The organism is Gilvimarinus sp. F26214L, from assembly GCF_054401055.1.
The window spans coordinates 57,461-80,020 of sequence record NZ_JBTIYG010000004.1 but is presented as its reverse complement, the minus strand read 5'-3'; the positions used below and the strand labels follow the sequence as shown (position 1 = coordinate 80,020).

Below are 22,560 nucleotides of genomic sequence, written 5' to 3'. Positions count from 1 at the left end.
TTTCCGGTCTGCCCGAAGAGCGCCGCTCCTGTTATCATGGGTCGATGCAGACGCCCGCCCCTCCAGCTACAGTCCGGGTGGTCCGGATCGACTCCGACTCGGCCGGACAACGGATTGACAACTTCCTGATCACCCAATTGAAAGGCGTGCCTAAATCGCGAATCTATCGTCTCCTGCGCAAGGGCGAGGTCCGCGTCAATAAAGGGCGCATCAAGGCGGATTATAAACTGGCATTCGGCGATAACGTCCGAATCCCTCCGGTGAGGGTGGCCGAGAGCGCGCCCGCGGTAGTGCCCGGAGGCAAAGTTCTGGCTCTCGTCCAGGGAGCAATCCTGTTCGAAAATGATGATTTTCTGGCCATGAACAAACCGACAGGCATGGCTGTTCACGGGGGCAGTGGGGTCAGCCTCGGGCTGATCGAGGTGCTGCGCCATCTCTACGGCAGCCGGCGGCTGGAACTGGTGCATCGGATCGACCGGGAAACCTCCGGTCTGCTCCTCGTGGCGAAACGGCGCCCGGCGCTGCGCGACCTCCAGGATCAGTTTCGGGAGGGCAGCATCGACAAGCGCTACCTGACCCTGGTCGCGGGCAACTGGCCGCGTCATGCCAACCGGGTGGAGGCCCCATTGCTGAAAAACCAGCTCAGCAGCGGCGAGCGGATTGTGGTGGTCAGCGCGGACGGGAAGCCGTCGACCACTGAGTTCAGGGTTCTTGCCCGGTACCCGGGCGCGACTTTGCTGGAAGCCCGGCTCTTGACCGGTCGAACCCATCAGATCAGGGTTCACACCCGTTATTCGGGCCACCCGATCGTCGGGGACGAGAAGTACGGAGATGCCGACAGCAACAGGGCCATGCGCGTGTACGGGGTAACCCGCCTTTTCCTGCATGCTGCGTCCATGGAGTTTCGTCCCCCTGGGGGAGGCGAGCGGATGCGCATCGAGGCGCCGCTGGCGGATGATCTCCAGGCGGCTCTCACCCATCTCGAGCCCGGCAAACTCTGAGCGCGGCGCGTTTGCTGACGGGTTATTCCAATGGGGTGAATCGGTAACTTGCGGCCCGGGGGCGATGCCCGAGTCTGCACCTGAAGCGGGGACAGCTATTCATGTTGTACATATTCGATTGGGACGGCACTCTTTGTGATTCCCTGGCCAAAATCGTCTACTGCACCCAGTCGGCAGCGGCTGAGCTGGGTCTGCCTGCGCCCGCTGAAGAGGCTGTGAAAAATATCATCGGTCTAAGCTTGCGACCGGCCATTGCCCAGATCTTCCCGGGGGTGGAGGAAGACGAGCTCCAGGCTCTGCTGGCTGCCTACTCCAGGCATTTTATTGCCGACAATGAGCAGGGTATGGATTTCTACCCGGGGGTGAGGGAGACCCTCGACCGCCTCCATCAGCAGGGGCACCACATCGCCATTGCCACAGGCAAAAGCCGGCGCGGCCTGGATCGCGTTCTGGAAGCAATGGATTTGCGGGACTACTTCCACGGCAGTCGCTGCGCGGACGAGACTCAGTCCAAGCCGCACCCGCAAATGCTCAGTGAGCTGCTGGATGAGTTCGGGGTGGGCGCTGAAGCGGCGGTGATGATCGGAGATACAGAGTACGACATGGACATGGCGCGACGGCTGAATATGCCCCGGATCGCGGTCAGTTACGGGGCTCACCACATTGATCGACTTCGCCCCTTTGAGCCGGCGGTCTGCCTGGATCAGATGGCTGAGCTTCTGGACTGGAAGGGGTGCTGATCCCAGAAGCGGCATTCTTAGAGGGATTTCCCCGTGAGGGTCCGATGAAATGGGCCATGAGCGGCCTTTTTCTTTGACAGACCCCGGTCAGCTCCCTATCATTGCGCCGCTATGCCGGGACCCCCTCCAAACAAACGATTGCCGCGCTGGGTGGACCCTAGAAAGTTCGCTCATCAGGGCGTGACCCTGGAAGGGCAGATCCCGGCGGAAGGCATGCCCCGACTGGTGCAGGCGGTGAACACCGTCAACTCTCCGGTGGATGCCCGGCTCCATTTCGAGCGTGATCCAAGTGGCCATCGAATTCTCAGCGGGACTGTAAAGGTCGCGGTGAGCGCCACGTGTCAGCGCTGTATGGAGCCCAAAGAGCTTCAGGTGGAATCGGATATAGCCGTCGCCGTGGTTCGCAGCGATGACGAAGCCAAAGCATTGCCGCGCTCACTCGAGCCCTGGCTGGTGGACAGCGAGGATGGCGAGGCCGACGTTTACGCCGTGGTGGAAGACGAGCTGCTGTTGGATTTGCCGATGGTGGTTTATCACGACTACCAGTGCATTGATCAGGCACTGTATTCCGCTGGTGAGGAAGCGAAGTCCTCGCCAGAGCAGGGTGAACGCAACCCTTTCAAAGTGCTGGAGCAATTGAAGGGTGGCCGAAAGAAATAGCGGCCACTGTAAAGATTTAACTTTCTATATATAGAGCATACCGGAGTTAAGCCATGGCTGTTCAGCAAAATCGAAAAACCCGCTCCAAGCGCGGAATGCGTCGCGCGCACGATTCCCTGTCAGGTCCGACCTTGTCCACTGATCCCACCAGTGGTGAAAAGCATCGCCGCCATCATGTATCGGCCGACGGCTTTTATCGCGGCAAGAAAGTCATCGAAACTGATGAAGAATAGGTTTGTCGGCGTCGACTCGAATTGCAATTGACGCCATGGGTGGGGACTTCGGTCCCCGGCCCGTACTGGAAGCTGTCCTGGAGCTGGTCTCCAGCCACAAGAACGTCGATTTTGTCCTGGTGGGCGATCGAAACGAGCTTGAAACACAGCTGATATCCCTCCTGGGGAGTTCCTCCCTCCCGACCCGAATCCAGATCCTTCATGCGCCCGACGTGGTCAGCATGGACGACAAGCCTTCCACTGCCCTGCGTCAGAAACGGGAATCCTCGATGTGGAAATCCCTGGAGCTGGTTCAGTCCGGGGAAGTTGACGCCTGTGTCAGCGGCGGCAACACCGGCGCACTCATGGCGATGGGACGATACCTTGTCAAAACCTGGCCGGGCATCGATCGCCCGGCGATCTGTAAACCGGTGCCGTCCTCCAAGGGGCATTGCTACCTTCTGGATCTTGGCGCGAACATCAATTGCAGCGCCGACCATCTTGTGCAGTTCGCACTGATGGGGTCGGTCCTCGCGGCGGTCAGCGATCATAATCCTTGCCCGAGTGTCGGGCTCCTCAACATCGGTGAAGAAAACACCAAAGGGGTCGAGCAGGTGCGCCTTGCGGCCCGGGTTCTCGCCGAAAGTGCGAAGATCAACTACGCCGGCTTCGTGGAAGGGGACGATATCTACACGGGGGACGTGGACGTCGTTGTGTGCGACGGATTTGTGGGCAATATCGCTTTGAAGGTGAGCGAGGGGGCGGCCAAGTTCCTGGCCGCCAACGTCCGTCAGGTGTTTGCCAGCAACTGGTATGCGCGCTTTGCGGGCTGGGTAGCTGCTCCAGTGGTGAACCAGTGGCGGGCAAAGTTCGATCCGGTGAGGCATAATGGCGCCTGCTTTTTAGGCCTGCGCGGGACCGTGGTGAAAAGTCACGGAGGCGCGGATTCGCGCGGTTTCTGTTATGCGGTGCAGATGGCGATAGAGCAGGCCCGTATGCAGATTCCGGAGAAGATCAGCAGCCGTTTTGAAGAACTGTTTGCCCAGAGCCCGAGCGCCGAAGTGGAGCGCGGGGCACGAGGCGAACAGTCGCAGTATTGAGGCGGAAGACACAACAATGAACGAAGACACCAGCAACCTGAATGTTCCGGGCGGCTACGAGCCCCTGTATCGGGAAAGCGCCTACATCGAAACCATTGGCCCGGTTTACCACAAGCGCACGCCCGAGTGTCTGGTACTCGCCATGCGGGCGAGCGAAAAGCATTGCAATGTGCGTGGCAACATCCACGGGGGCGTGGTCAGCGGGCTACTGGACACCGCGATGGGCTACAACATCAGTTTTGCTGAAGAGCCGCCGCTTTCCGCGGTTACGATCACCTTGACCGTGGACTACATGGGAGCCGTCCGCTGCGGCGATTGGCTGGAGGCTCATACCCACATTCAGAAACTCGGCCACAAGCTCGCCTTCGTCCAGGCCACCCTGATGGTGGGGGACACCCAGGTGGCTCGTGGCAACGGCGTATTCAAGATCCTTCGCAAGAAGCATTAATTCCGCAAGGAAGCATAAATAAAGTAACAGTTCGTGGGCCTGGCGCTCGGTTGTGCGGAGGCTCAGTGATGCAGCTAACGACTGGGAAGAGACTATGACCATGCAGGACAAAGTAGCCATTGTAACCGGCGCGAGCCGTGGTATCGGTGCGGCGATTTCCGACAGCCTCGGGGCTGCAGGTGCGACCGTCATCGGCACGGCGACAACGGAGAAGGGTGCGGCGGCCATTGGCGAGCGCTTCGCTCAACAAAATGTCAAGGGCACCGGTATGGTGCTGAACGTGACGGAACCCGGATCAGTAGACCAGTTCCTGAAAGCGGTTCAGGAGCAGTTTGGCGTCCCCACCATACTGATCAATAACGCAGGCATTACTCGCGACAATCTTCTGATGCGCATGAGCGACTCGGAATGGGACGAAGTGATTAACACCAACCTGAATGCCGTGTTCCGCCTCAGCAAGGCCTGTCTGCGTGGAATGATGAAGGCCCGCTGGGGACGCATCATCAACATCAGTTCCGTTGTGGGCTCCATGGGCAATGCGGGGCAATCGAACTATGCGGCGACGAAAGCGGGGGTCGCCGGTTTTGCCCGGGCGCTTGCGCGTGAGGTGGGCTCGCGGGGTATTACGGTAAATACAGTGGCTCCCGGCTTTATTGACACGGACATGACCCGTGAACTCCCGGAAGCACAGCGGGAGAGCCTGCTGTCCCAGATCCCTCTGGGGCGCCTGGGTGATCCAAAGGAAATTGCCGCTGTGGTGGAGTTCCTGGCAAGCGACGCCGCAGGCTACGTTACCGGCGAAACAATACAGGTAAATGGCGGTATGTATATGGCCTAAGTGGCTGATTTCTCGGGGAAAGTGACCGGTCCTTCAACTTTTTTGCCGAGATGCGTTACAACCGCTGAAAAATAGATGTAAAATGCGCGCTCAATTTGGGCCGCCCCTGGAATTTCTTCCCAAATTTTCGGGTTTTATCCCCAGATTTCCGGGTATTACTAAGGGCACGAAGTTGGTGCGCTGATTTTGGGCTAATGTCGAGCGCGGACCACTGCGGTGGGATGCTCGCGACGAAAGTAACGACAAATTGCTTCAAAATACTGCGTTTTTGTTAAGTGCAACAAAGGCGGTGAAGCCGGTTTTTATCGACTAGGAGTTGAAGAACATTATGAGCAGCATTGATGAACGAGTAAAAAAAATCGTTGCTGAGCAACTGGGTGTTAAAGAAGAGGACGTGAAAAACGAAGCGTCGTTCGTCGAGGACCTGGGTGCGGACTCATTGGATACAGTTGAGCTGGTAATGGCCCTGGAAGAGGAATTTGAAACAGAAATTCCTGACGAAGAAGCCGAAAAAATTACCACTGTTCAGTTGGCCATTGATTACATCAACCAGAATCTGGCCTAAACATCCAGCCATTTTTTTGCTTCAGGGAAAGCCGTATCTATGTGCATAGTGCGGCTTTTGCTTTATCTCCTGCCGCAAACGGTACAACTGCCAGCGCGGCTTGACCCTGCTACACAAAGCAGGGTTGGCTGTGAGTAGTTGTATGGTTGTGAATCCTAACGCTGTTTCTCGTCCCCGAGGTGTCGGCGTGGTTTGTGGCCTTTTTCACCTTGACGTAGCCTTGGGAGGTTGAATTGTCACGTAAAAGAGTTGTGGTTACCGGACTGGGTATGGTAACTCCCCTTGGAAACACCGTGGCAACAACCTGGGATGGTATAGTCAACGGTCGAAGCGGCGTTCGTCCCATTGAGACCTTCGACGCTTCCGAATTTACTACCCGCTTCAGTGCCCCGGTGGTCGGTCTTGAAGTCGACCAGTACATCCCGGCACGGGATGCCAAGCGCATGGACCCGTTTATTCAGTACGGCGTCATAGCGGGCATGCAGGCCATGGAAGATTCAGGCCTAGAAGTCACGCCTGAAAATGCACATCGAATCGGTGCGGCCATCGGCGCTGGCATCGGCGGTATCGGATCCATCGAGACAGTAAGCCACGTTCTTGATGAGAAAGGTCCGCGCAAGCTTTCTCCTTTCTTTGTTCCCGGAGCGATCATCAACATGATCTCCGGAAACCTTTCAATCAAATACAAGTTCACCGGCCCGAACCTGGCCGTTGTAACCGCCTGCACGACCGGCACCCACAACATCGGCATGGCCGCGCGCATGATCATGCACGGGGAAGTGGATGCGATGCTGGCCGGCGGCGCCGAGATGGCCTGTACCCCTGTAGGCGTTGGCGGTTTCGCTGCGGCGCGGGCTCTCTCGACCCGGAACGATGATCCGCAGGCGGCCAGTCGCCCCTGGGACAAGGATCGCGATGGCTTTGTGCTGGGTGACGGTGCCGGTGTGATGGTGCTGGAAGAATACGAGTTCGCCAAGGCGCGCGGTGCGCGCATCTATGGCGAAGTGGTCGGGTTCGGGATGAGCGGCGACGCATACCACATCACCTCACCGGCCGAGGACGGCGCCGGCGCCGCGCTCTCAATGCAAAATGCCCTGAACGATGCCGGCCTGACCGCCGACGCGGTGGACTATATCAATGCCCACGGCACCTCCACACCGCTGGGAGACGTTGCCGAGTGCACCGCCGTCAAAAAGGTCTTCGGGCCGGCGGCCGACGAGGTGGCCATCAGCTCCACCAAGTCCATGATCGGGCATTTGCTGGGCGCAGCGGGTTCTGTGGAGGCGATTTTCAGCGTCCTGGCGATTCGGGATAAGGTTGCACCTCCGACCATCAATCTGGACGAGCCGGGTGAAGGTTGCGATCTGAACTTTGTACCCAATTCCGCGCAACAGCGAAACATCGATGTTTCTCTCTCCAATTCCTTTGGTTTCGGCGGAACCAACGGCTCACTTATCTTTCGCCGCGTCTAACCGCCCGCAGTCTGGCGGTCCGCCGGCCTCCTGTCCTTCCGCGCTGCAGCACGGTAATGTTGCAGCTGCGGAGCAACCATGAAAATACCTGCAAGCATGTCGGAGTTCGAGCCCCTCAGTTGCGTCAACGGAGTGCTCGGAGGGGAAATCTCCCCCTTCGACCGCGGACTCGCGTACGGAGACGGACTGTTCGAGACGGTGCGTCTGGAGGAGGGGCAGCTTCCATTCTGGCGCGAACATCGGCAACGGCTGCTGGACGGATGTGTACGCCTGTCGCTCGCGCTTGACCGCGAACGCCTGGAAGCAGATGTCCGTCGGGTTCTCGAACTGGCCCGGGAGCGGGCACTCGATCGCGGTGTGCTCAAGCTTCTGGTCAGCCGCGGCGTGGGAGGGCGCGGCTATCAGCCCGCAGCCGGGAGTCGGGCCACCATAGCCATCAGCGTTTCCCCTCCGCCCACCCAACCAACCGCGAGCGCGGGCGACGGAATTTCTGTTCTTCTCTGTGAGCATCGACTGGGCAGCAACCGGCGTCTGGCGGGACTCAAACACCTGAACCGCCTGGACCAGGTGCTTGCGTCGCGGGAGTTGATCGGGACCGAGTGCGCGGAGGGTCTGGTATTTGACGAGGACGACTGTCTGGTGGAAGGTTGCAGCCGGAACGTATTCGTCCGCGCCGGTGCACAGCTGTTAACGCCTTCACTGAGCAAGGCGGGCGTGGCGGGTGTTCTCAGGGCGCGTGTTATGGAAGACTACGCGGCCCGGCTGGGAATTGCGGTGCAAGAGTGCTCCATCGAGCGAAAGGCCCTGAAAGACGCCGATGAGGTTTTTCTGACCAACAGCATCCGGGGCATCTGGCCGGTGCGGTCGCTACAGGACGCCCACGGCTTTATGGTTTCGATGAAGGCGCCAACCATTGCTCCACAGCTGCAAGCTCTTTTTGAACACGATATTCGGACAAGATTACATGCGAGTACTTCGTAAACTCCTGATCCTTGCGGGCCTCGCCCTGGTAGTGGCGGCTGCAGGAGTGTTCTACGGTTATCAGTGGCTTCACAGCCCTTTAACCATGGAAGGAGAAACCTTTGAGTACACTCTGCCCAAGGGCGGTTCTCTGTCGTTGCTCGCCCGGGACCTGGGCCGCGCCGGGGTTCTGGAGCATCCGCGCCTCCTGAGCGCCTACGGGCGGCTGACGGGGCGCGATCACGTCAGGGCCGGCGAGTACCGTCTGACCCCCCAGGACACCCCTGCCACTTTGCTCGACAAAGTGGAGCGGGGGGAGGTCATCAGTTATCTGGCCACCCTGGTGGAGGGCTGGACGTTTCGCGACGCGTTGAACTATCTCCAGGCCCAGCCAAAAATCGAAGTACTGCTGGATGACGATGCTGCGCTGGAACAGTTTCTCACCTCGCTCGAGTTACCGGGCGATCATCCGGAGGGCTGGTTCTTTCCCGATACCTATCGCTATGTGGCCGGGAACAGCGATCGCGAGATACTGCTGCAGGCGCACCGGCGCATGCGCGACGTGCTGGCCACCGAATGGGAAGGGCGCGCCGGGGCCTTGCCCTATTCAGACAGCTACGACGCTCTGATCATGGCTTCCATTGTGGAGCGAGAGACGGGAGTGCCCCACGAGCGGGAGGAGATTGCCGGGGTTTTCGTGCGACGGCTCGAGCAGAATATGCGCCTCCAGACAGATCCAACCGTCATTTACGGATTGGCGGACAGCTATGACGGCAATATCCGCCGCCGTCACCTGTCGGAGCACACCCCATACAACACCTACATGATCAGGGGCCTGCCACCCACGCCCATTGCCCTGCCGGGGCGCGAGGCCATCCATGCCGCCCTGCATCCGGCGGAAGGGGAGGCGCTCTATTTTGTGGCCAGGGGCGATGGCAGCCACAAGTTTTCCACGACCCTTGAAGAGCACAACAAAGCCGTGCAGGAGTTCCAGGTGCGCCGGCGTGCCAAGGATTATCAGTCGGCTCCCCCGGCACCGGGGAGTACCGAAGCAGAGGAAGCCTCGCGGTGACGGCAACGGATCAGCGCCCGCGACGAGGGCGCTTCATCACCCTCGAGGGCGGGGAAGGGGTCGGAAAATCCACCAATCTCGCCTTCGTGAACGATTACCTGAAATCCCGTAATCGTCAGGTGGTGCTGACCCGGGAACCCGGCGGCACGCCCCTGGCGGAGAAAATCCGCTCGCTGTTACTCGAGCCATCCGCCGAGACCATGAGCGACATGACCGAGCTGCTATTGATGTTCGCAGCCCGCGCCCAGCATCTCAGTCAGGTCATCCGACCGGCACTGGAGCGGGGCGATTGGGTGTTATGCGATCGGTTCACCGATGCCACCTTTGCCTACCAGGGCTTTGGGCGCGGACTGGACCAGAGCCTTATCAGCCAGTTGCAGCGACTGGTTCACCCGGAGATCGAGCCGGATTTGACGCTGCTCCTGGATATCGACGTGGACACCGGCCTGGCCAGAGCCCGGGAGCGCGCTGAACTGGACCGGATCGAACTGGAGCAACGCAGCTTTTTTCAGGCCGTGCGCGATGGGTATCTCGCGCTGGCGGCACAGCATCCGCAGCGCTTTGTTGTGGTGGATGCGGCGCCTCCTCTGGAAACAGTACAGGCCCGCATTCGGGAGCAGCTTGATGATTTTCTGAGTGCGGAGGAGGGGTGAGATGAACCTTATCAAGCAGCCCTTGCCCTGGCAGGCCCGACACTGGTCGGACTGGATGCACTTGCTGCGCAGCAGACGGCTTCCTCACGCGGTCCTGATTACCGGCATGGCCGGACTGGGTAAACGCCACCTGTCGGAGGCCCTGGTGCAGGCCGTGTTGTGCAACAGTGCGGACAGCCGGCCGTGTGGCGCCTGCAAGAGTTGCCAGTTGCTGATCGCCGGCTCCCATCCGGATCTGCGCATCGTGGAGCCGGAAGATAAAAGCAAAGCAGTCAAAATCGATCAGATCCGGGGACTGGTGCGGTTTCTATCCGGCACCTCCCAGCAGGGGGGGTGGAAGTGCGTGATCGTCGACCCGGCGGACAGCATGAACCCGTACGCGGCCAATGCCCTGCTGAAGTCCCTGGAAGAGCCTCCCGGGGACAGCCTGATCGTGCTGGTGTCCTCCAATCCCGGACGCCTGCTCCCCACCTTGCGGAGCCGATGCAGGCTCATCACAATGGATCTCCCTTCGCGGGAGCAGGCCCTCACCTGGCTGGAGCCACGAGTCGGGGAGCGGGCTGTCGACCTTCTCGATTTCGCCCGGGGGGCTCCCCTGCGAGCATTGTCTGCGTACGAGAGCAACGCACTGGAAGGCCGGGCCGAGATGCTGGCCGCTCTGCTGGATGTGGCCGAAAATCAGGGCAATGTGGTTGACGGGGCGAAACGGGTGCAAGGTGCGGACGCACTGAACGCGCTCGACCAGTTGCTGGTGCTGCTCAACCGCCTTGCGCGTGGGCAGTTTACCGGAGAGGTAATCAATGGAGCGCCGGCCGGTGAGCGCTGGAACGCGTTGATCCAGCGCCTGGATCCCGCACTGCTGTTCCGGTACCAGGACAAGCTTCTGCAGGCCAAGCACCAACTGCTCAGCGGCGCGAATCCCAACGTCCAGCTCCTGTGGGAAGAGCTGATGCTCGACTGGCGGGCTCTGACCCGGGTCAGGGCGATCGGACCGGCGACGCGGCTTTCAGGCCAGTGAGGGTAGAAGAGAAACAGACGCACTTAGCGGATTGGTCCCATCAGTGTACACTGAGGGACTATAATGCCTACAACCCGGCTAATCGGGTCGGGAAATCCATAATCAATCAGAATCCAGGCAAATAATCGGTCATGAAAGGTCTTAGCGGCGGCGCCCGGAACGGCATACTCTCGTTGACAATCAAGGATAAAGCGGTGCTTTACGCCGCCTACATGCCATTTCTGAAGAACGGAGGGCTGTTTATCCCGACCAACAAGGCCTACAAGCTGGGTGACGAAGTCTTCATGCTCCTCAACCTGATGGATGAGCCCGAAAAGCTGCCGGTGGCCGGCAAGGTGGTGTGGATTACCCCCAAGGGTGCCCAGGGCAACCGCGCGGCCGGTATCGGCGTGCAATTCAGCGACCAGGACAACTCCGCTGCTTCCAAAATAGAGAATTACCTGGTGGGCTCATTGGATTCGGACCGACCCACCCATACAATGTAAGCGGCGGACAGGTCTGGCCCCGTTGATCAGCCGGACCCGCTCTGCGCGCTGAGCCGCAATCCTCGCGGTGAAACCAAACCTTTCAATTTCCCCGAACCGAAGACAGTTATGCTCATCGACTCCCATTGTCATCTGGACCGCTTGAGGCTGGACAAGTACGAAGGCCGCCTTGAAGACGCCGTCGAAGCGGCTGAGCAGAGGGGAGTGCAAGGCATGTTGTGCGTTGGCATCAGCCTGGAGAACCGGGAGGCAGTTACCGCGATTGCCGAGCGCTATCCGCGGGTGGTGGCCTCCGTGGGCGTACATCCGTTGGACATCGAGTCCGGTCTGGCGAAAGCGGACGAACTGCAGGCATGGGCCCGGCACCCGAAAGTAGTGGCTTTGGGCGAGACCGGGCTTGACTACTATTATTCCGAGGACTCCAAACAGAGTCAGCAGGAGAGCTTCCGGATCCACCTGGAAGCCGCGGCACAGGCTCGGCTGCCGGTCATCGTGCACACCCGGTCCGCGAAGGAGGATACCCTGCGCCTCATCGCGGAACATGGCAACCAGGAATCCGCGGGGGTGTTGCACTGTTTTACGGAGGATTGGGACATGGCCCGGCGAGCCGTGGACCTCAACTATTTGATATCCATCTCGGGGATCGTCACCTTCCGCAATGCAGAGGCACTGCGGGACGTGGTGCGCAAGCTGCCGCTCGAACGCCTGATGGTGGAAACCGATTCACCATACCTCGCACCCGTGCCCTATCGCGGTAAACCCAACGAACCTGCCTATGTACGCGAAGTGGCGGAGTATGTGGCTGAGTTGAAGAATGTGAGCTACGAAGAGCTGATCCACGCAACGTCGGAGAATTTCTTTCGCCTGTTTCCCAAAGCAGAAAGCCATCTTCGCAGCGTCGCCTAGCAGCCTGCCAGTACCTCCCACTCAATCAAGAGGCCTGAGGCGCGCGCCTGATCGATGCCGAGCCACTCGCAGTGACTTCCTCAAGCCCTTGGGTCTGAGCCCAGAGTTTGCCCGCCAGGCGCTCCGGTGCCGAAAAATCTCCTTCCGCTATCCAGGCTGCGATGTGTTTCGCCACGTTTGGATAGCGTACCCGTCGCGCTTCGAAGTTCTCCAGCCACTCTCGAATCACCGGGCGTTCCAGCTTGAGCGTAGCGCGCCCCAGTCCGAGATCCTGCAGGGCCAGAGCGTTGGAGAGCTGCTCCATTTGTCCCAGCAGGGGCTTGACCAGCAGCTTTTTGCCGAGACTGATGGACTCGCTGGCCAGTTCGAAGCCGGCGTTGCTGATCACACCACCGCACCGGGACAGGTCCCTGAGAAAGGCGGTTCGTGAGATCGGGTTGAAGGTCAGGTTTCCCACTGTCTCCTTCTCTGCGAAGTTGCCGTAACAGAGGAAGTGAAAATCCGGAATCCCACTCAGCAAATCCCTGATTGCGTTCGCATCCTCAAAGGGCAGGTAGACCACAATCTTGTTTGCGTCCGGCTTGACCTGCTCTTCTTCGACAATGTCAATAATGGGCGGCACAATGGGTTGCCCGTAGTGATACCAATGCATGCCGATGCTGTATGAGGCCGGAGCGAACTTCTTCATGATGGTGCGTGTGAGGAAGCTGTCCCCGAGCTTGGGGATCGGGTAGTCGAAGGCATACTGATGGCCAAGTCCAAGACACCGCACGCCCCGGCGCCGAGCGGCCCACGCGCTGACGGGTTCGAAGTCCGAAATCACCAGGTCGTAATCTTCCACTGGCAGGTCGCGAATGTCCCGCAGCAGTTGCAAGGGGCGACTATTCAGCAGCGTGGCCAAAGGTCGAACCCGGCCCGCGGCGACGGCAAAGGTCAGTCCTTCCAGAGCACGCCAGTCACCGAAGGTTTCCATGGAAGCGTACCGGTCGCGGGCGCGGCCTGAAAATACATAGTCCACCTGGAAGCCCGCAGCCCGAAGTTGCCTGCTCATCCCCCTCGCTCGGGTGATGTGGCCGTTGCCGGTTCCCTGCACACCATAAAGAATTTTCAAAATACCCTCACTGTCAACTGTTACGCTGGAAAGGAATCAAGCAAACCCGGGCCGAGTAGTGCGATGCTGGTGCCGAGTGTTGCCCCCGCGAGAGTGTCGCTGGGAAAGTGAACCCCCAACGTGACCCGCGACCAGGCCACGGCACAGGCCCAGGGGTAAACGAAGAACAGAACCTGGGGAAAATGGCCGACGAGCAATGTCGCCATCAGGAAGGCGGCGGAGGTGTGACCCGAAGGGAAGCTGAATTTGTCCGACGCCTGGATAACGCTCTTGAAGCCGGGAATGGCTTCAGGCGGCCGGTCGCGGCGAACCCATTGCTTGAGAACAAAGTACGCGCTTCGCTCCAGGGCGAAAGCAAGGACACCGAGTTTCAGGATCAGGTAATGGGATTCAGCCCAGGCAATCAACCCGATCAGCACATAGAGATGGCCGTCCGCTGAGCGGGACACTTGCCGTGCAAAAGCGGCGAGAAGAGGTTGGCGTTTGCGCTGTTGACACCATAGGAAAGTGAGATAATCAAATTGGACAGCCGTGGTAATCAGTCGCATGCTAATGCCCTCCCGTCTGCCGCAAACGATAGGGCGGGTCCATAACGCTTTTATGATAGTATCGTGTCAGTTCAATGACATGTACGACAGGTGGATACATGCAGCAACAGATTCAGGTCATGCTCGACCTGCAGAACGATATGAACAGCCGGGTGCACAGCGATTGGCGCGAACAGGGGTTCGCCTGGTATCGCGCAGTGTGGATCGAATGCGCGGAAATGCTCGATCACCATGGCTGGAAGTGGTGGAAGAAACAAACCCCGGATCGCGATCAAGTGGTTCTGGAACTTATCGACATCTGGCATTTCGGGCTGAGCATGCTCCTTCTTGAAAACAGGAGTGCAGCGGAGCTGGATTCAATAATCCGAGCACAGGAAAGCGCAGAGAGATCCGCAACAAATTTCGCGGAAGAACTGGAAGATTTCGTGACGAAGATCCTTGTGAGCCGTCGTTTTGACGTTGCCGGTTTCGTACGGCTCATGCAGGCTGTCAACATGAGTTTTGCAGAACTGTATGCAGCCTATGTGGGGAAGAATGTGTTGAACTTCTTCCGCCAGGACCACGGTTACAAGGACGGCAGCTACCGGAAACAGTGGGGCGGCCGCGAGGACAACGAGCACCTGGTGGATATTACCCGCGCCCTTGATGCCACCGCCGCGGACTTCAAGGATCGCCTCTATGAGGCGTTGTCCGAGCGCTACCGTACTCTCGAGACCGGGGGTTGACCCCGGTTTGACGTTCCCGGGGAAGCCTTCGAACGCCGACTTCAGGGGTTATTCGGTCGCTTCCTAGTGAAAAATCTGCCCGATTCCCTATAATGCGCACCCGCGCCGCCCGTATCTCCTGGCATTGATTCCCATCACTGATCAGCGGTTGTCCAAAAAACGATCAATTGGGCGGCAGGTTTCCCCCACACACTTCCACAATGGAGACGAATCGTGAAAGCACCAGTTCGAGTTGCCGTCACTGGCGCGGCGGGCCAAATCAGTTACTCCCTTTTGTTCCGAATCGCAGCCGGCGAGATGCTGGGCAAGGATCAGCCGGTGATCCTGCAGATGCTGGAAATCACTCCCGCCCTGGGCGCCCTGAACGGCGTAGCCATGGAGTTGGACGACTGTGCTTTCCCTCTGCTGGCCGGAATGGTCTGCACCGACGATCCCAACGTGGCGTTCAAGGACGCGGATTACGCTCTGCTCGTGGGCGCCCGTCCGCGCGGCCCCGGCATGGAGCGCAAGGATCTGCTCGAAGCCAATGCGGCGATCTTCAGCGTTCAGGGCAAGGCCATCAATGACAATGCCAGCCGCGACATTCGCGTACTGGTAGTGGGTAACCCGGCGAACACCAACTCGCTGATTGCTCAGCGCAATGCACCGGATATCAATCCGCGTCAGTTCACCGCCATGACCCGTCTCGATCACAACCGCGCGCAGACTCAGCTGGCGCAGAAGACCGGTAAAACCATCAACGACATTACCCAGCTGACTATCTGGGGCAACCACTCCTCGACCCAGTATCCGGACATTCATCACGCACAGGTCGCCGGTTCCAGCGCCATGGGCCTTGTGGACCAGCAGTGGTACGAGAACGATTTCATTCCCACCGTTCAACAACGTGGCGCTGCCATTATCGACGCGCGTGGGGCATCCAGCGCGGCCTCGGCAGCTAACGCGGCCATCTTCCATATGCGTGACTGGGCTCTGGGTTCCCCGGAGAACGACTGGGTCAGCATGGGTGTATATAGCGACGGCAGCTATGGCATTACCGAAGGGCTGATCTACTCCTTCCCCTGTCGATGCAAGAACGGCGACTGGGAGATCGTCCAGGGCCTGGACATCAACGAATTTTCCCGCAAGAAAATGGAAGCGACCGAAACCGAGCTGAAGGAAGAGCGCGACGCGGTCAGCCACCTGCTGCCCAACTAAACCGACGGCCGCTGATCGTCGAAAAGCCGCAACCCTGGTTGCGGCTTTTTTGTGGGACCCGACCAGCCTGAATTTACCGCCTGTCAGCGAGAAACGGAGGAACAATGACCCTTCCAAAAGTGGGCAATCTGGCCCCGGCATTTACACTGCGGAACCAGGATGACGCCAAAGTTGCTCTCAAGCAGTTCCGGGGCAGCAAGAACGTCGTACTCTATTTCTATCCAAAAGCCATGACCCCCGGCTGCACGACCCAGGCTTGCGGTCTGCGGGATGCACTCAAGGAATACGAAAAGCTGGACACCGTGGTGTTGGGGGGCAGCCCCGATCCTGTGGTGCGCCTGCAGAAATTCCGGGACAAATACGATTTGAACTTCGATCTGCTTGCCGATGAAGATCATTCGCTGGCCGACAAATACGGGGTGTGGGGCCTGAAAAAATTCATGGGCCGCGAGTTCATGGGCCTGATTCGCACCACATTCATCATCGACAAGGACGGCCGACTTCGGCACATCATGGAAAAGGTCAAAACCAAAACACACCATGAGGACGTTATCAGCCAAATGGTCGAGCTTGGCCTTGGCAAGTAGCGCTCGGAAGATAGTCTGAGGCTAAGGTCGCGTAAATAAAGGACTTTTTGGTATAGGTGACAAATTAGTCACCTTTCAATCTTTTTTGGTTGACACCTCAGGTTGGGTGCTATAGCGTCGTTAACAGCCCACTCGCTCGAGAGGCTGGTTCTTCCCTTTTTGGCCCCGGAAAAGTCCCGACCGGCGCTGGTCTCCGATGTAATTGCTGATCTGGACGGTTGTCGCCTCAATTTGCCTGGTGGCGCGAGCCGGACTGGTATGGGAAGAGCACAGGGAATAGTTTAGACACGTAATAGCGTTAAGTCTCAAACTTGCAAAGCAGGTACTTGCTTGGGGGGTATTGCGGTGGATCACGAATATATGGAGCGCAACTTGTCTGGACCAAACTCCATCGGTCTGCCGGAAACGCCTTTATACAGGGAAGAACTCCTCCGGGACTACGACCTGGCGTCCTTCGAGGACCGTCTCAAGTTCCTGTACCGGCAACTGTGCTCACCACAGGAGAGCAACGACAGCCAGTCCGCAGTCTATATGGAAGTTGGTTGCCGGATTGTCGGAGCCGACCGCGCTTTCATCGTGTCATCCTCAGGATCGATTTACCGCCGGGTATTTGTCTATCGGCGCGCAGAGAAGCAGATCGACCACGAACTCTCTGATGCGGAAGAGGGCATTTACAGGAGGATTATCGATCACGACAGCCTCTCCGAGGTCGTTACGGGTGAGCAGAGCCCGCTCAATTCACCTGTGATGGCAGCCAACGGTGGCGCTATTTGTCACTATCTCGGGGTGCCGATTGTAAATTCCGGGAACAAATGTGGCGTTTTGTGTTTCTTATCCCCCACGAGGATTAACCCGTCACCTCGTGATCTCGAAACCCTTCAACTTATGGCAGAAGGAGTCGCCAGAATGATCGAACTACAGAACGTTCAAGAAAAGAACCGGATCGAAGAAATCCGCGGATTTGCCACTGCCGGGGTAAAATCGCTGGACGAGTACATCAGTCAGGCTCGACTGCCGGAAGTTTATGGTGTGTCGGGTCGGGTGGTTGAAGTTCTGCAGCGTCGAATTGGCAAGCAACCTCTGGCCATCGACTATATCGCGGAGGAACTCAATCTCTCCAAGCGAACTTTGCAGCGGCGTTTGCAGCAACAGAATGTCAGCTTTGCACAGCTGCGTGACCAGGTGCGTTTCCATTACTCCATAGACTACCTGATTCACCAGAACATGAGCATTGATGCCATCTCTGCTGCCCTCGATTTCTCCGATCGCACCAGCTTCACCAATGCGTTCAAGCGCTGGACCTCTCTCTCCCCCAGCTCTTTCCGCAAGTTGTTTCGCGACTACGCATAAGGTAAGCAGCAAGTCCCCAGGAAGGGCTCTTCTGCTGTCAGAAGAGCCCTTTTAATTGCCTGCGTATTGCAAAAAAGGTAGAGTTAGCCGCTTTCTATCGCCGTGCAGAATACGAGGTAAACCATGGATTTCCTGATTCCCGCCGCCCTGGCGCAAGCAGAGACCGGACAACCGGCCCAGAGCCCCTGGTCGTTCTTTATCATGATGGGCGGGCTCTTCCTGTTCATGTACCTGTTCATGATCCGTCCCCAGCAGAAGCGCGCCAAGGAGCATAAGGAGCTGGTTGCCTCGCTCGGCAAGGGTGACGAGGTCCTCCTGAACAGCGGGCTGGTGGGCAAGATCAACAAGGTGGACGAAAACTACGTGGTAGTGGAAGTCGCCGCGAACACCGAACTGAAATTCCAGAAGGTCGCTGTTCACGCCGTTCTGCCGAAAGGCACGATCAAATCGATCTGAGCACCTCTCGCCCGCGCGATGAACACTGTGGTGACCTTCGGATTTGACCGAACCGGACAGGGGCGCCACAGTACCCTGAACTGCCCTGCGTCAGCAGGGCAGGCGTTACCTGCACACCCTCGAGTCCCGCGCTATGTTTGACTACCCTCAGCGCCTTTCTCTGGCTCGTACGCCCACCCCTCTGCAGCCGCTGGACAGGATCTCATCGGATCTTGGTGGCCCGCGCATCTGGATCAAACGCGATGACCTGACCGGCTCCACCCTGAGCGGCAACAAAGTGCGCAAGCTGGAATTCGTCGTAGCTCAGGCGCTGAGCGAAGGGTGCGACACACTGATCACCTGCGGGGGAACCCAGTCGAACCACTGTCGTGCCACGGCCGTAATCGCCGCGCAGCTCGGGCTGGAAGTTTGCCTCATTTTGCGTGAGGACGCGGCGCCCCGCCCGGATGGCAACCTCCTGCTGGACTACCTGGTCGGCGCCAAAGTTCACACGGTGTCCAAGAATGAGTACCAGCGGGACCTGGAGGGGCTGTTCCAACGTTGGGACGACCATTACGCGGCACAAGGGCGGAAAGCGTTCAGGATTCCAACCGGTGCCAGTGATGAGATCGGGCTGTGGGGCTATGTGGCATGCGGTGAGGAGTTGCGGACGGACTTCCAAACCCATGGCATTAAACCAGCTCACATTGTGGTTGCGACGGGGTCGGGCGGAACTCAGGCGGGCTTGAGCGCCGGTGCGGCGCTCTTCGATCTTCCGGCCACGGTTCTGGGAATGGCGGTCTGTGACAGTGAAAGGTACTTCAACAGCAAGGTTGCCCGGGATCTGCAGGACTGGAAACAACGCTACGCGGTGAACCTGGATCTGGACAGGGTGGTCGTGGCCACCAATGCGGAGTTTATCGGGCGTGGATACGGTCTTGCTGATCGGGAAGTTTACGACAGCATCCAGTATGTGGCCGGCCGCGAAGGGATCGTGCTGGATCCGGTCTATACGGGCAAGGCCTTCCACGGTCTCCTCAGCCTGATCAGGGCCGGGCGATTCTCGGGGCACAGCGATCTCGTGTTCGTCCATACCGGTGGAATCTTTGGCCTCTTTCCCCATCGACAACGTTTCGACCTTGCTCCATGAAATCCAACCGACAAAGACAATAACGATGGACTTTCTGAATCAGCTAAACAGTTTTGCCTGGGGCCCGTGGATGCTGGCTTTGATTCTCGGGACGGGCAGCTTTCTCATGATTCTGCTGCGGGCAATCCCGTTGCGAAAGATTGGGTATGCCTTCCGCCAGCTTGCACGCGGGGGAAAAGGCCGGGGTGAAGGGGAGATCTCACCGTTCCAGGCTTTGATGACCTCGCTCTCGGCGACGATCGGCACCGGCAACATCGCCGGCGTCGCCACAGCGATCGGGCTGGGCGGGCCCGGGGCTCTGTTCTGGATGTGGTGCAGCGCGCTGGTGGGGATGGCCACCAAGTACGCAGAAGCGGTCTGCGCCGTTCACTTTCGGGAAACCGATGAAGACGGCCAGCACGTGGGCGGCCCCATGTACTACATCAAGAACGGCCTGGGTCGCCGCTGGCTGTGGCTTGGCAGTGCTTTTGCCATATTCGGCGCCGTCGCGGGCTTCGGGATCGGCAATGCCGTTCAGGCCAATTCCGTGGCGGATGCACTGGAAACCGCCTTCGGTCTCAACAAGCTGCTGGTGGGCCTGGTACTGATGGTTCTCGTGGGGTTGGTGCTGATTGGCGGTATCCGGCGAATTGCTCATGTGGCCAGTGCCGTCGTGCCCTTCATGGGCATTACCTACCTGTTGGCCGGTTTGTGGGTTCTGGGCACCAACATCTCTGAAATCCCCTCAGCCATCGCACTGGTTTTTCACAGTGCCTTCAATCCGGTGGCCGCTGAAGGAGGATTTGCGGGAGCGGCTGTGGCCATGGCCATTCGCTATGGCGTCGCGCGGGGGGTGTTCTCCAATGAGGCGGGCCTGGGCAGCGCGCCCATTGCCCACGCGGCCGCCAAAACCGACAATCCGGTACGACAGGGCATGATCGCCATGCTGGGGACCTTGATCGACACCCTGATTATTTGCTCTGTTACCGGGCTCGCCATCATCGTAACGGGTGCGTGGAAGGGGGGCGCGGAGGGCGTGGCCATGTCCCAGGCCGCTTTCCTGACGGCAATTCCCTACGGCGACAAGCTTGTTTCCATCAGTCTTATTTTCTTTGCGTTCACCACCATCCTTGGCTGGAGCTATTACGGCGAGCGCTGTGCACAGTATTTGTTCGGCACTTCCGTGGAAATGCCGTTCCGCATCGTCTGGGTGTTGATGGTTCCCGTCGGCGCTTTCGCCGTGGGACTGGACATGGTTTGGAATGTGGCTGACACCCTGAACGGATTCATGGCAGTGCCGAACCTGATCGCTCTCTTGTTACTCTCGGGCGTTGTGGCACGGCTCACTCGCGAGCACTTCCAAAGCGAGCGGAGGCATGCGGGACCTGTTGCGGAGAACAATCGAACATAGCACCCAGGTGCAAACAGGCGCCCCGAATCCGGTTGCATGAGTTCAGGCTGGACCCCGCAGCCTCAGGTGTATCGCCTCAGGACGGCGAGCACCTGGCCATGGTAGCCGCCTCCGAACAGGTTGAGATGGTTGATCAGGTGATAGAGGTTGTAGATTGGAGCCCGCTGCCGCCATCCCGGTGCCAGGGGGCGTTCCGCCTCATACGCAGAATAGAACTCTTCATTAAAGCCGCCGAACAGCAAGGTCATGGCCAGATCCGCTTCCGGCCAGCCGCAGTAGGCCGCTGGATCAATCAAGACCGGCCTGCCGGCTGAATCCCGGTGGATATTGCCGCTCCATAGATCGCCATGGAGGAGGGCGGGTTTCTGCTCGGGCACAAGGTTTCCAAGTCGGCTCGCCAGCCGTTCGGCCAGAACCATTTCCTGTCTCCCCAGCAAACCTTTTTCAAACGCACGTCGAGCCTGTGCCATGAGCCGGTGTTGGGCAAAAAACTCGTAACCGTCGGCGCTCGGGGTGTTTACCTGAGGCGTCAGCCCGCAGTAATTGTCTCGTTCGAATCCGAACTGTGGCCGCACCTGCTTGTGCAGGCGTGCAAGGCCCCCGCCCAGGTCAGCCCAATATCCGGGGGCTCGCGGTCCCGATTCAATGAACTCCAGGAGGATGTAGTTTTCCTCCAGATGGATGACGTCAGGAAGCCGCAATGCCCCGGCGCTTGCCAAAGTCTTGAGGCCGTGAGCCTCGGCCGCGAAGAAATCGTCCGGTGCCCGGGTGTTGTGCTTGAGGCAGAAACGGTGACCACAGGCTGTGCTCAGGGCGAAGGTGTCATTGATGTCGCCCCCGATCAGCGGCTGCAAATTGAAAGGGCTCGAGTAGCCGGCGGACTGCAGCCAGTTTATGAGTTTGGGCGGGAGCGGCATGACATTGTTCATGTGTGAAACTACAATGAGCAGAGCTTCTGGATAGGAGAGGCTCCTTAGGTCTGGTTTGGCGCAGAGGGTTCGGTATGCCGGGAAATTTTGGCAACAAGTTGGTGATCGCGATTTCCAGTCGTGCGCTTTTTAACCTCAATGACAGTAACGAAGTGTTCGAAAAGCAAGGGTTGGATGCCTACTCACAGTATCAAATCGAACACGAGAATGAAATTCTCGAGCCGGGTGACGCGTTTCCCCTGGTGCAGAAGTTGTTGCGGCTCAATGAGCGCCTCGGCGGTGAGCCACGGGTTGAAGTACTTCTCCTGTCGCGCAACAGCGCCGATACCGGATTGCGGGTTTTCAATTCCATCGAGCATTATGGCCTTACCGTGACGCGCGCGGCCTTCTGCGGAGGGGAGAGCCCCTACCGTTACGTGCAGGCCTTCGGCTGCCATCTGTTCCTGTCAACGGACGGGGATGATGTGCGCAACGCGCTCGAAAATGGCGTGGCAGCGGCAACCCTGATTGCCGCCAAAAACAAATCGGATCATGGGGATCAATTGCGCTTTGCGTTCGATGGCGACGCGGTACTGTTTTCCGACGAAGCGGAACAGATTTTCAAACGCGACGGGCTGGAGGCATTCACCACCAGCGAGAAGGCCGCCGCTCGCAAACCGCTGGACGGGGGGCCGTTCAAAGCCTTCCTCTCCGCCCTTCACGGCATCCAAAGCGAATTCAACAGCGAAGACAGCCCCATCCGAACTGCCCTGGTGACGGCGCGCTCCGCGCCCGCTCACGAACGGGTTATTCGCACCCTGCGGGCGTGGAACATTCGCATTGATGAGTCTCTCTTTCTGGGTGGCTTGGACAAGGGGCCTTTCCTGCGTGCTTACGGTGCTGATGTGTTCTTTGACGACCAGCGCCAACACTGCGATTCTGCCAGCGTTCACGTGGCCACCGGGCACGTTCCCCATGGGATCGCCAATAAGCCAATCACGTCAGACGAATCCTGAAAACCAGCCAAAA

Annotated in this window: 26 protein-coding genes; 23 read left to right on the top strand and 3 right to left on the bottom strand. The window is 58.8% G+C overall.

The features are described 5' to 3' along the window. The first annotated feature begins 44 nt into the window (after positions 1-44). The 15 genes from rluC to ACURWW_RS05770 all read left to right on the top strand — a co-directional run bounded on the left by rluC (position 45) and on the right by ACURWW_RS05770 (position 12,130). The gene (gene rluC, locus ACURWW_RS05840) at positions 45-1,001 is read left to right on the top strand and encodes a 23S rRNA pseudouridine(955/2504/2580) synthase RluC (RefSeq protein WP_445616058.1); all 957 of its coding nucleotides are present in this window, start codon (positions 45-47) and stop codon (positions 999-1,001) included. 101 nt (positions 1,002-1,102) lie between these two features. Next, complete coding sequence (locus ACURWW_RS05835) at positions 1,103-1,741, top strand: HAD family hydrolase (RefSeq protein ID WP_445615978.1); 639 nt, start codon at positions 1,103-1,105, stop codon at positions 1,739-1,741. A 150-nt stretch (positions 1,742-1,891) separates the two neighbouring features. Then, a complete protein-coding gene (locus ACURWW_RS05830; protein WP_445615979.1) occupies positions 1,892-2,401 on the top strand; it encodes a YceD family protein in 510 nt (169 codons plus the stop codon). A gap of 53 nt (positions 2,402-2,454) precedes the next feature. After that, entirely contained in the window at positions 2,455-2,634 is a 180-nt protein-coding gene (gene rpmF / locus ACURWW_RS05825; protein WP_445615980.1) for a 50S ribosomal protein L32, read from the top strand. Positions 2,635-2,636: 2 nt separating this feature from the next. Beyond that, a complete protein-coding gene (gene plsX / locus ACURWW_RS05820; RefSeq protein WP_445615981.1) occupies positions 2,637-3,713 on the top strand; it encodes a phosphate acyltransferase PlsX in 1,077 nt (358 codons plus the stop codon). A gap of 16 nt (positions 3,714-3,729) precedes the next feature. Next, complete coding sequence (locus ACURWW_RS05815; RefSeq protein ID WP_445615982.1) at positions 3,730-4,161, top strand: PaaI family thioesterase; 432 nt, start codon at positions 3,730-3,732, stop codon at positions 4,159-4,161. Between the two features lie 100 nt (positions 4,162-4,261). Further along, a complete protein-coding gene (gene fabG, locus ACURWW_RS05810) occupies positions 4,262-4,999 on the top strand; it encodes a 3-oxoacyl-ACP reductase FabG (protein WP_445615983.1) in 738 nt (245 codons plus the stop codon). A 328-nt stretch (positions 5,000-5,327) separates the two neighbouring features. After that, on the top strand, positions 5,328-5,564 hold the full coding sequence (gene acpP / locus ACURWW_RS05805) for an acyl carrier protein (RefSeq protein WP_445615984.1): 237 nt from the start codon (positions 5,328-5,330) through the stop codon (positions 5,562-5,564). Positions 5,565-5,797: 233 nt separating this feature from the next. Then, the gene (fabF, locus tag ACURWW_RS05800) at positions 5,798-7,036 is read left to right on the top strand and encodes a beta-ketoacyl-ACP synthase II (protein WP_445615985.1); all 1,239 of its coding nucleotides are present in this window, start codon (positions 5,798-5,800) and stop codon (positions 7,034-7,036) included. A 78-nt stretch (positions 7,037-7,114) separates the two neighbouring features. Then, positions 7,115-8,017 carry an aminodeoxychorismate lyase gene (gene pabC, locus ACURWW_RS05795; RefSeq protein WP_445615986.1) on the top strand — a complete coding sequence of 301 codons (903 nt, stop codon included), beginning with the start codon at positions 7,115-7,117 and terminating at the stop codon, positions 8,015-8,017. Next, complete coding sequence (mltG, locus tag ACURWW_RS05790) at positions 8,001-9,068, top strand: endolytic transglycosylase MltG (protein WP_445615987.1); 1,068 nt, start codon at positions 8,001-8,003, stop codon at positions 9,066-9,068. Before pabC ends, mltG begins: the two co-directional genes overlap by 17 nt. Next, the gene (gene tmk / locus ACURWW_RS05785) at positions 9,065-9,721 is read left to right on the top strand and encodes a dTMP kinase (protein ID WP_445615988.1); all 657 of its coding nucleotides are present in this window, start codon (positions 9,065-9,067) and stop codon (positions 9,719-9,721) included. Before mltG ends, tmk begins: the two co-directional genes overlap by 4 nt. Position 9,722: 1 nt before the next feature. Next, positions 9,723-10,739 carry a DNA polymerase III subunit delta' gene (locus ACURWW_RS05780; protein ID WP_445615989.1) on the top strand — a complete coding sequence of 339 codons (1,017 nt, stop codon included), beginning with the start codon at positions 9,723-9,725 and terminating at the stop codon, positions 10,737-10,739. A 131-nt stretch (positions 10,740-10,870) separates the two neighbouring features. Continuing rightward, positions 10,871-11,224, top strand: a complete 354-nt coding sequence (locus tag ACURWW_RS05775; RefSeq protein WP_445615990.1) for a PilZ domain-containing protein — start codon at positions 10,871-10,873, stop codon at positions 11,222-11,224. Positions 11,225-11,332: 108 nt separating this feature from the next. Then, a complete protein-coding gene (locus tag ACURWW_RS05770) occupies positions 11,333-12,130 on the top strand; it encodes a TatD family hydrolase (protein WP_445615991.1) in 798 nt (265 codons plus the stop codon). Positions 12,131-12,155: 25 nt separating this feature from the next. On the opposite strand, the gene ACURWW_RS05765 is transcribed toward ACURWW_RS05770, so the two are convergent. Continuing rightward, a complete protein-coding gene (locus ACURWW_RS05765) occupies positions 12,156-13,241 on the bottom strand; it encodes an MJ1255/VC2487 family glycosyltransferase (protein ID WP_445615992.1) in 1,086 nt (361 codons plus the stop codon). A gap of 20 nt (positions 13,242-13,261) precedes the next feature. After that, the gene (locus tag ACURWW_RS05760) at positions 13,262-13,789 is read right to left on the bottom strand and encodes a phosphatase PAP2 family protein (protein ID WP_445615993.1); all 528 of its coding nucleotides are present in this window, start codon (positions 13,787-13,789) and stop codon (positions 13,262-13,264) included. A 98-nt stretch (positions 13,790-13,887) separates the two neighbouring features. On the opposite strand from ACURWW_RS05760, the gene ACURWW_RS05755 reads away from it, so the two are divergent. The 7 genes from ACURWW_RS05755 (at position 13,888) to ACURWW_RS05725 (ending at position 20,623) form a co-directional block, all read left to right on the top strand. After that, the gene (locus ACURWW_RS05755; RefSeq protein ID WP_445615994.1) at positions 13,888-14,514 is read left to right on the top strand and encodes a dUTP diphosphatase; all 627 of its coding nucleotides are present in this window, start codon (positions 13,888-13,890) and stop codon (positions 14,512-14,514) included. Positions 14,515-14,727: 213 nt separating this feature from the next. Beyond that, the gene (locus ACURWW_RS05750; protein ID WP_445615995.1) at positions 14,728-15,711 is read left to right on the top strand and encodes a malate dehydrogenase; all 984 of its coding nucleotides are present in this window, start codon (positions 14,728-14,730) and stop codon (positions 15,709-15,711) included. A 104-nt stretch (positions 15,712-15,815) separates the two neighbouring features. Beyond that, the gene (gene bcp / locus ACURWW_RS05745; protein ID WP_445615996.1) at positions 15,816-16,298 is read left to right on the top strand and encodes a thioredoxin-dependent thiol peroxidase; all 483 of its coding nucleotides are present in this window, start codon (positions 15,816-15,818) and stop codon (positions 16,296-16,298) included. 360 nt (positions 16,299-16,658) lie between these two features. Continuing rightward, positions 16,659-17,648 carry a helix-turn-helix domain-containing protein gene (locus tag ACURWW_RS05740; protein ID WP_445615997.1) on the top strand — a complete coding sequence of 330 codons (990 nt, stop codon included), beginning with the start codon at positions 16,659-16,661 and terminating at the stop codon, positions 17,646-17,648. Positions 17,649-17,771: 123 nt separating this feature from the next. Beyond that, positions 17,772-18,104 (top strand): preprotein translocase subunit YajC, encoded by a 333-nt coding sequence (yajC, locus tag ACURWW_RS05735; protein WP_445615998.1) that lies wholly within the window; start codon positions 17,772-17,774, stop codon positions 18,102-18,104. Between the two features lie 133 nt (positions 18,105-18,237). Further along, on the top strand, positions 18,238-19,233 hold the full coding sequence (locus ACURWW_RS05730; protein WP_445615999.1) for a D-cysteine desulfhydrase family protein: 996 nt from the start codon (positions 18,238-18,240) through the stop codon (positions 19,231-19,233). 25 nt (positions 19,234-19,258) lie between these two features. Further along, positions 19,259-20,623: an alanine/glycine:cation symporter family protein gene (locus ACURWW_RS05725; RefSeq protein ID WP_445616000.1), complete on the top strand. Its 1,365-nt coding sequence runs from the start codon at positions 19,259-19,261 to the stop codon at positions 20,621-20,623. A gap of 62 nt (positions 20,624-20,685) precedes the next feature. On the opposite strand, the gene ACURWW_RS05720 is transcribed toward ACURWW_RS05725, so the two are convergent. Next, complete coding sequence (locus tag ACURWW_RS05720) at positions 20,686-21,552, bottom strand: fructosamine kinase family protein (protein WP_445616001.1); 867 nt, start codon at positions 21,550-21,552, stop codon at positions 20,686-20,688. A gap of 74 nt (positions 21,553-21,626) precedes the next feature. On the opposite strand from ACURWW_RS05720, the gene ACURWW_RS05715 reads away from it, so the two are divergent. Next, a complete protein-coding gene (locus ACURWW_RS05715; protein WP_445616002.1) occupies positions 21,627-22,547 on the top strand; it encodes a 5'-nucleotidase in 921 nt (306 codons plus the stop codon). Positions 22,548-22,560: the final 13 nt, after the last annotated feature.

Coding starts and splice junctions, on each gene's coding strand:
- bcp (WP_445615996.1), top strand. CDS start 15,816: ATGACCCTTCCAAAAGTGGGCAATCTGGCCCCGGCATTTACACTGCGG.
- ACURWW_RS05770 (WP_445615991.1), top strand. CDS start 11,333: ATGCTCATCGACTCCCATTGTCATCTGGACCGCTTGAGGCTGGACAAG.
- mltG (WP_445615987.1), top strand. CDS start 8,001: ATGCGAGTACTTCGTAAACTCCTGATCCTTGCGGGCCTCGCCCTGGTA.
- ACURWW_RS05715 (WP_445616002.1), top strand. CDS start 21,627: ATGCCGGGAAATTTTGGCAACAAGTTGGTGATCGCGATTTCCAGTCGT.
- ACURWW_RS05775 (WP_445615990.1), top strand. CDS start 10,871: ATGAAAGGTCTTAGCGGCGGCGCCCGGAACGGCATACTCTCGTTGACA.
- ACURWW_RS05780 (WP_445615989.1), top strand. CDS start 9,723: ATGAACCTTATCAAGCAGCCCTTGCCCTGGCAGGCCCGACACTGGTCG.
- ACURWW_RS05725 (WP_445616000.1), top strand. CDS start 19,259: ATGGACTTTCTGAATCAGCTAAACAGTTTTGCCTGGGGCCCGTGGATG.
- ACURWW_RS05835 (WP_445615978.1), top strand. CDS start 1,103: ATGTTGTACATATTCGATTGGGACGGCACTCTTTGTGATTCCCTGGCC.
- pabC (WP_445615986.1), top strand. CDS start 7,115: ATGAAAATACCTGCAAGCATGTCGGAGTTCGAGCCCCTCAGTTGCGTC.
- ACURWW_RS05740 (WP_445615997.1), top strand. CDS start 16,659: ATGGAGCGCAACTTGTCTGGACCAAACTCCATCGGTCTGCCGGAAACG.
- ACURWW_RS05755 (WP_445615994.1), top strand. CDS start 13,888: ATGCAGCAACAGATTCAGGTCATGCTCGACCTGCAGAACGATATGAAC.
- ACURWW_RS05720 (WP_445616001.1), bottom strand. CDS start 21,552: ATGAACAATGTCATGCCGCTCCCGCCCAAACTCATAAACTGGCTGCAG.
- ACURWW_RS05760 (WP_445615993.1), bottom strand. CDS start 13,789: ATGCGACTGATTACCACGGCTGTCCAATTTGATTATCTCACTTTCCTA.
- acpP (WP_445615984.1), top strand. CDS start 5,328: ATGAGCAGCATTGATGAACGAGTAAAAAAAATCGTTGCTGAGCAACTG.
- yajC (WP_445615998.1), top strand. CDS start 17,772: ATGGATTTCCTGATTCCCGCCGCCCTGGCGCAAGCAGAGACCGGACAA.
- ACURWW_RS05730 (WP_445615999.1), top strand. CDS start 18,238: ATGTTTGACTACCCTCAGCGCCTTTCTCTGGCTCGTACGCCCACCCCT.
- fabG (WP_445615983.1), top strand. CDS start 4,262: ATGCAGGACAAAGTAGCCATTGTAACCGGCGCGAGCCGTGGTATCGGT.
- rluC (WP_445616058.1), top strand. CDS start 45: ATGCAGACGCCCGCCCCTCCAGCTACAGTCCGGGTGGTCCGGATCGAC.
- rpmF (WP_445615980.1), top strand. CDS start 2,455: ATGGCTGTTCAGCAAAATCGAAAAACCCGCTCCAAGCGCGGAATGCGT.
- ACURWW_RS05815 (WP_445615982.1), top strand. CDS start 3,730: ATGAACGAAGACACCAGCAACCTGAATGTTCCGGGCGGCTACGAGCCC.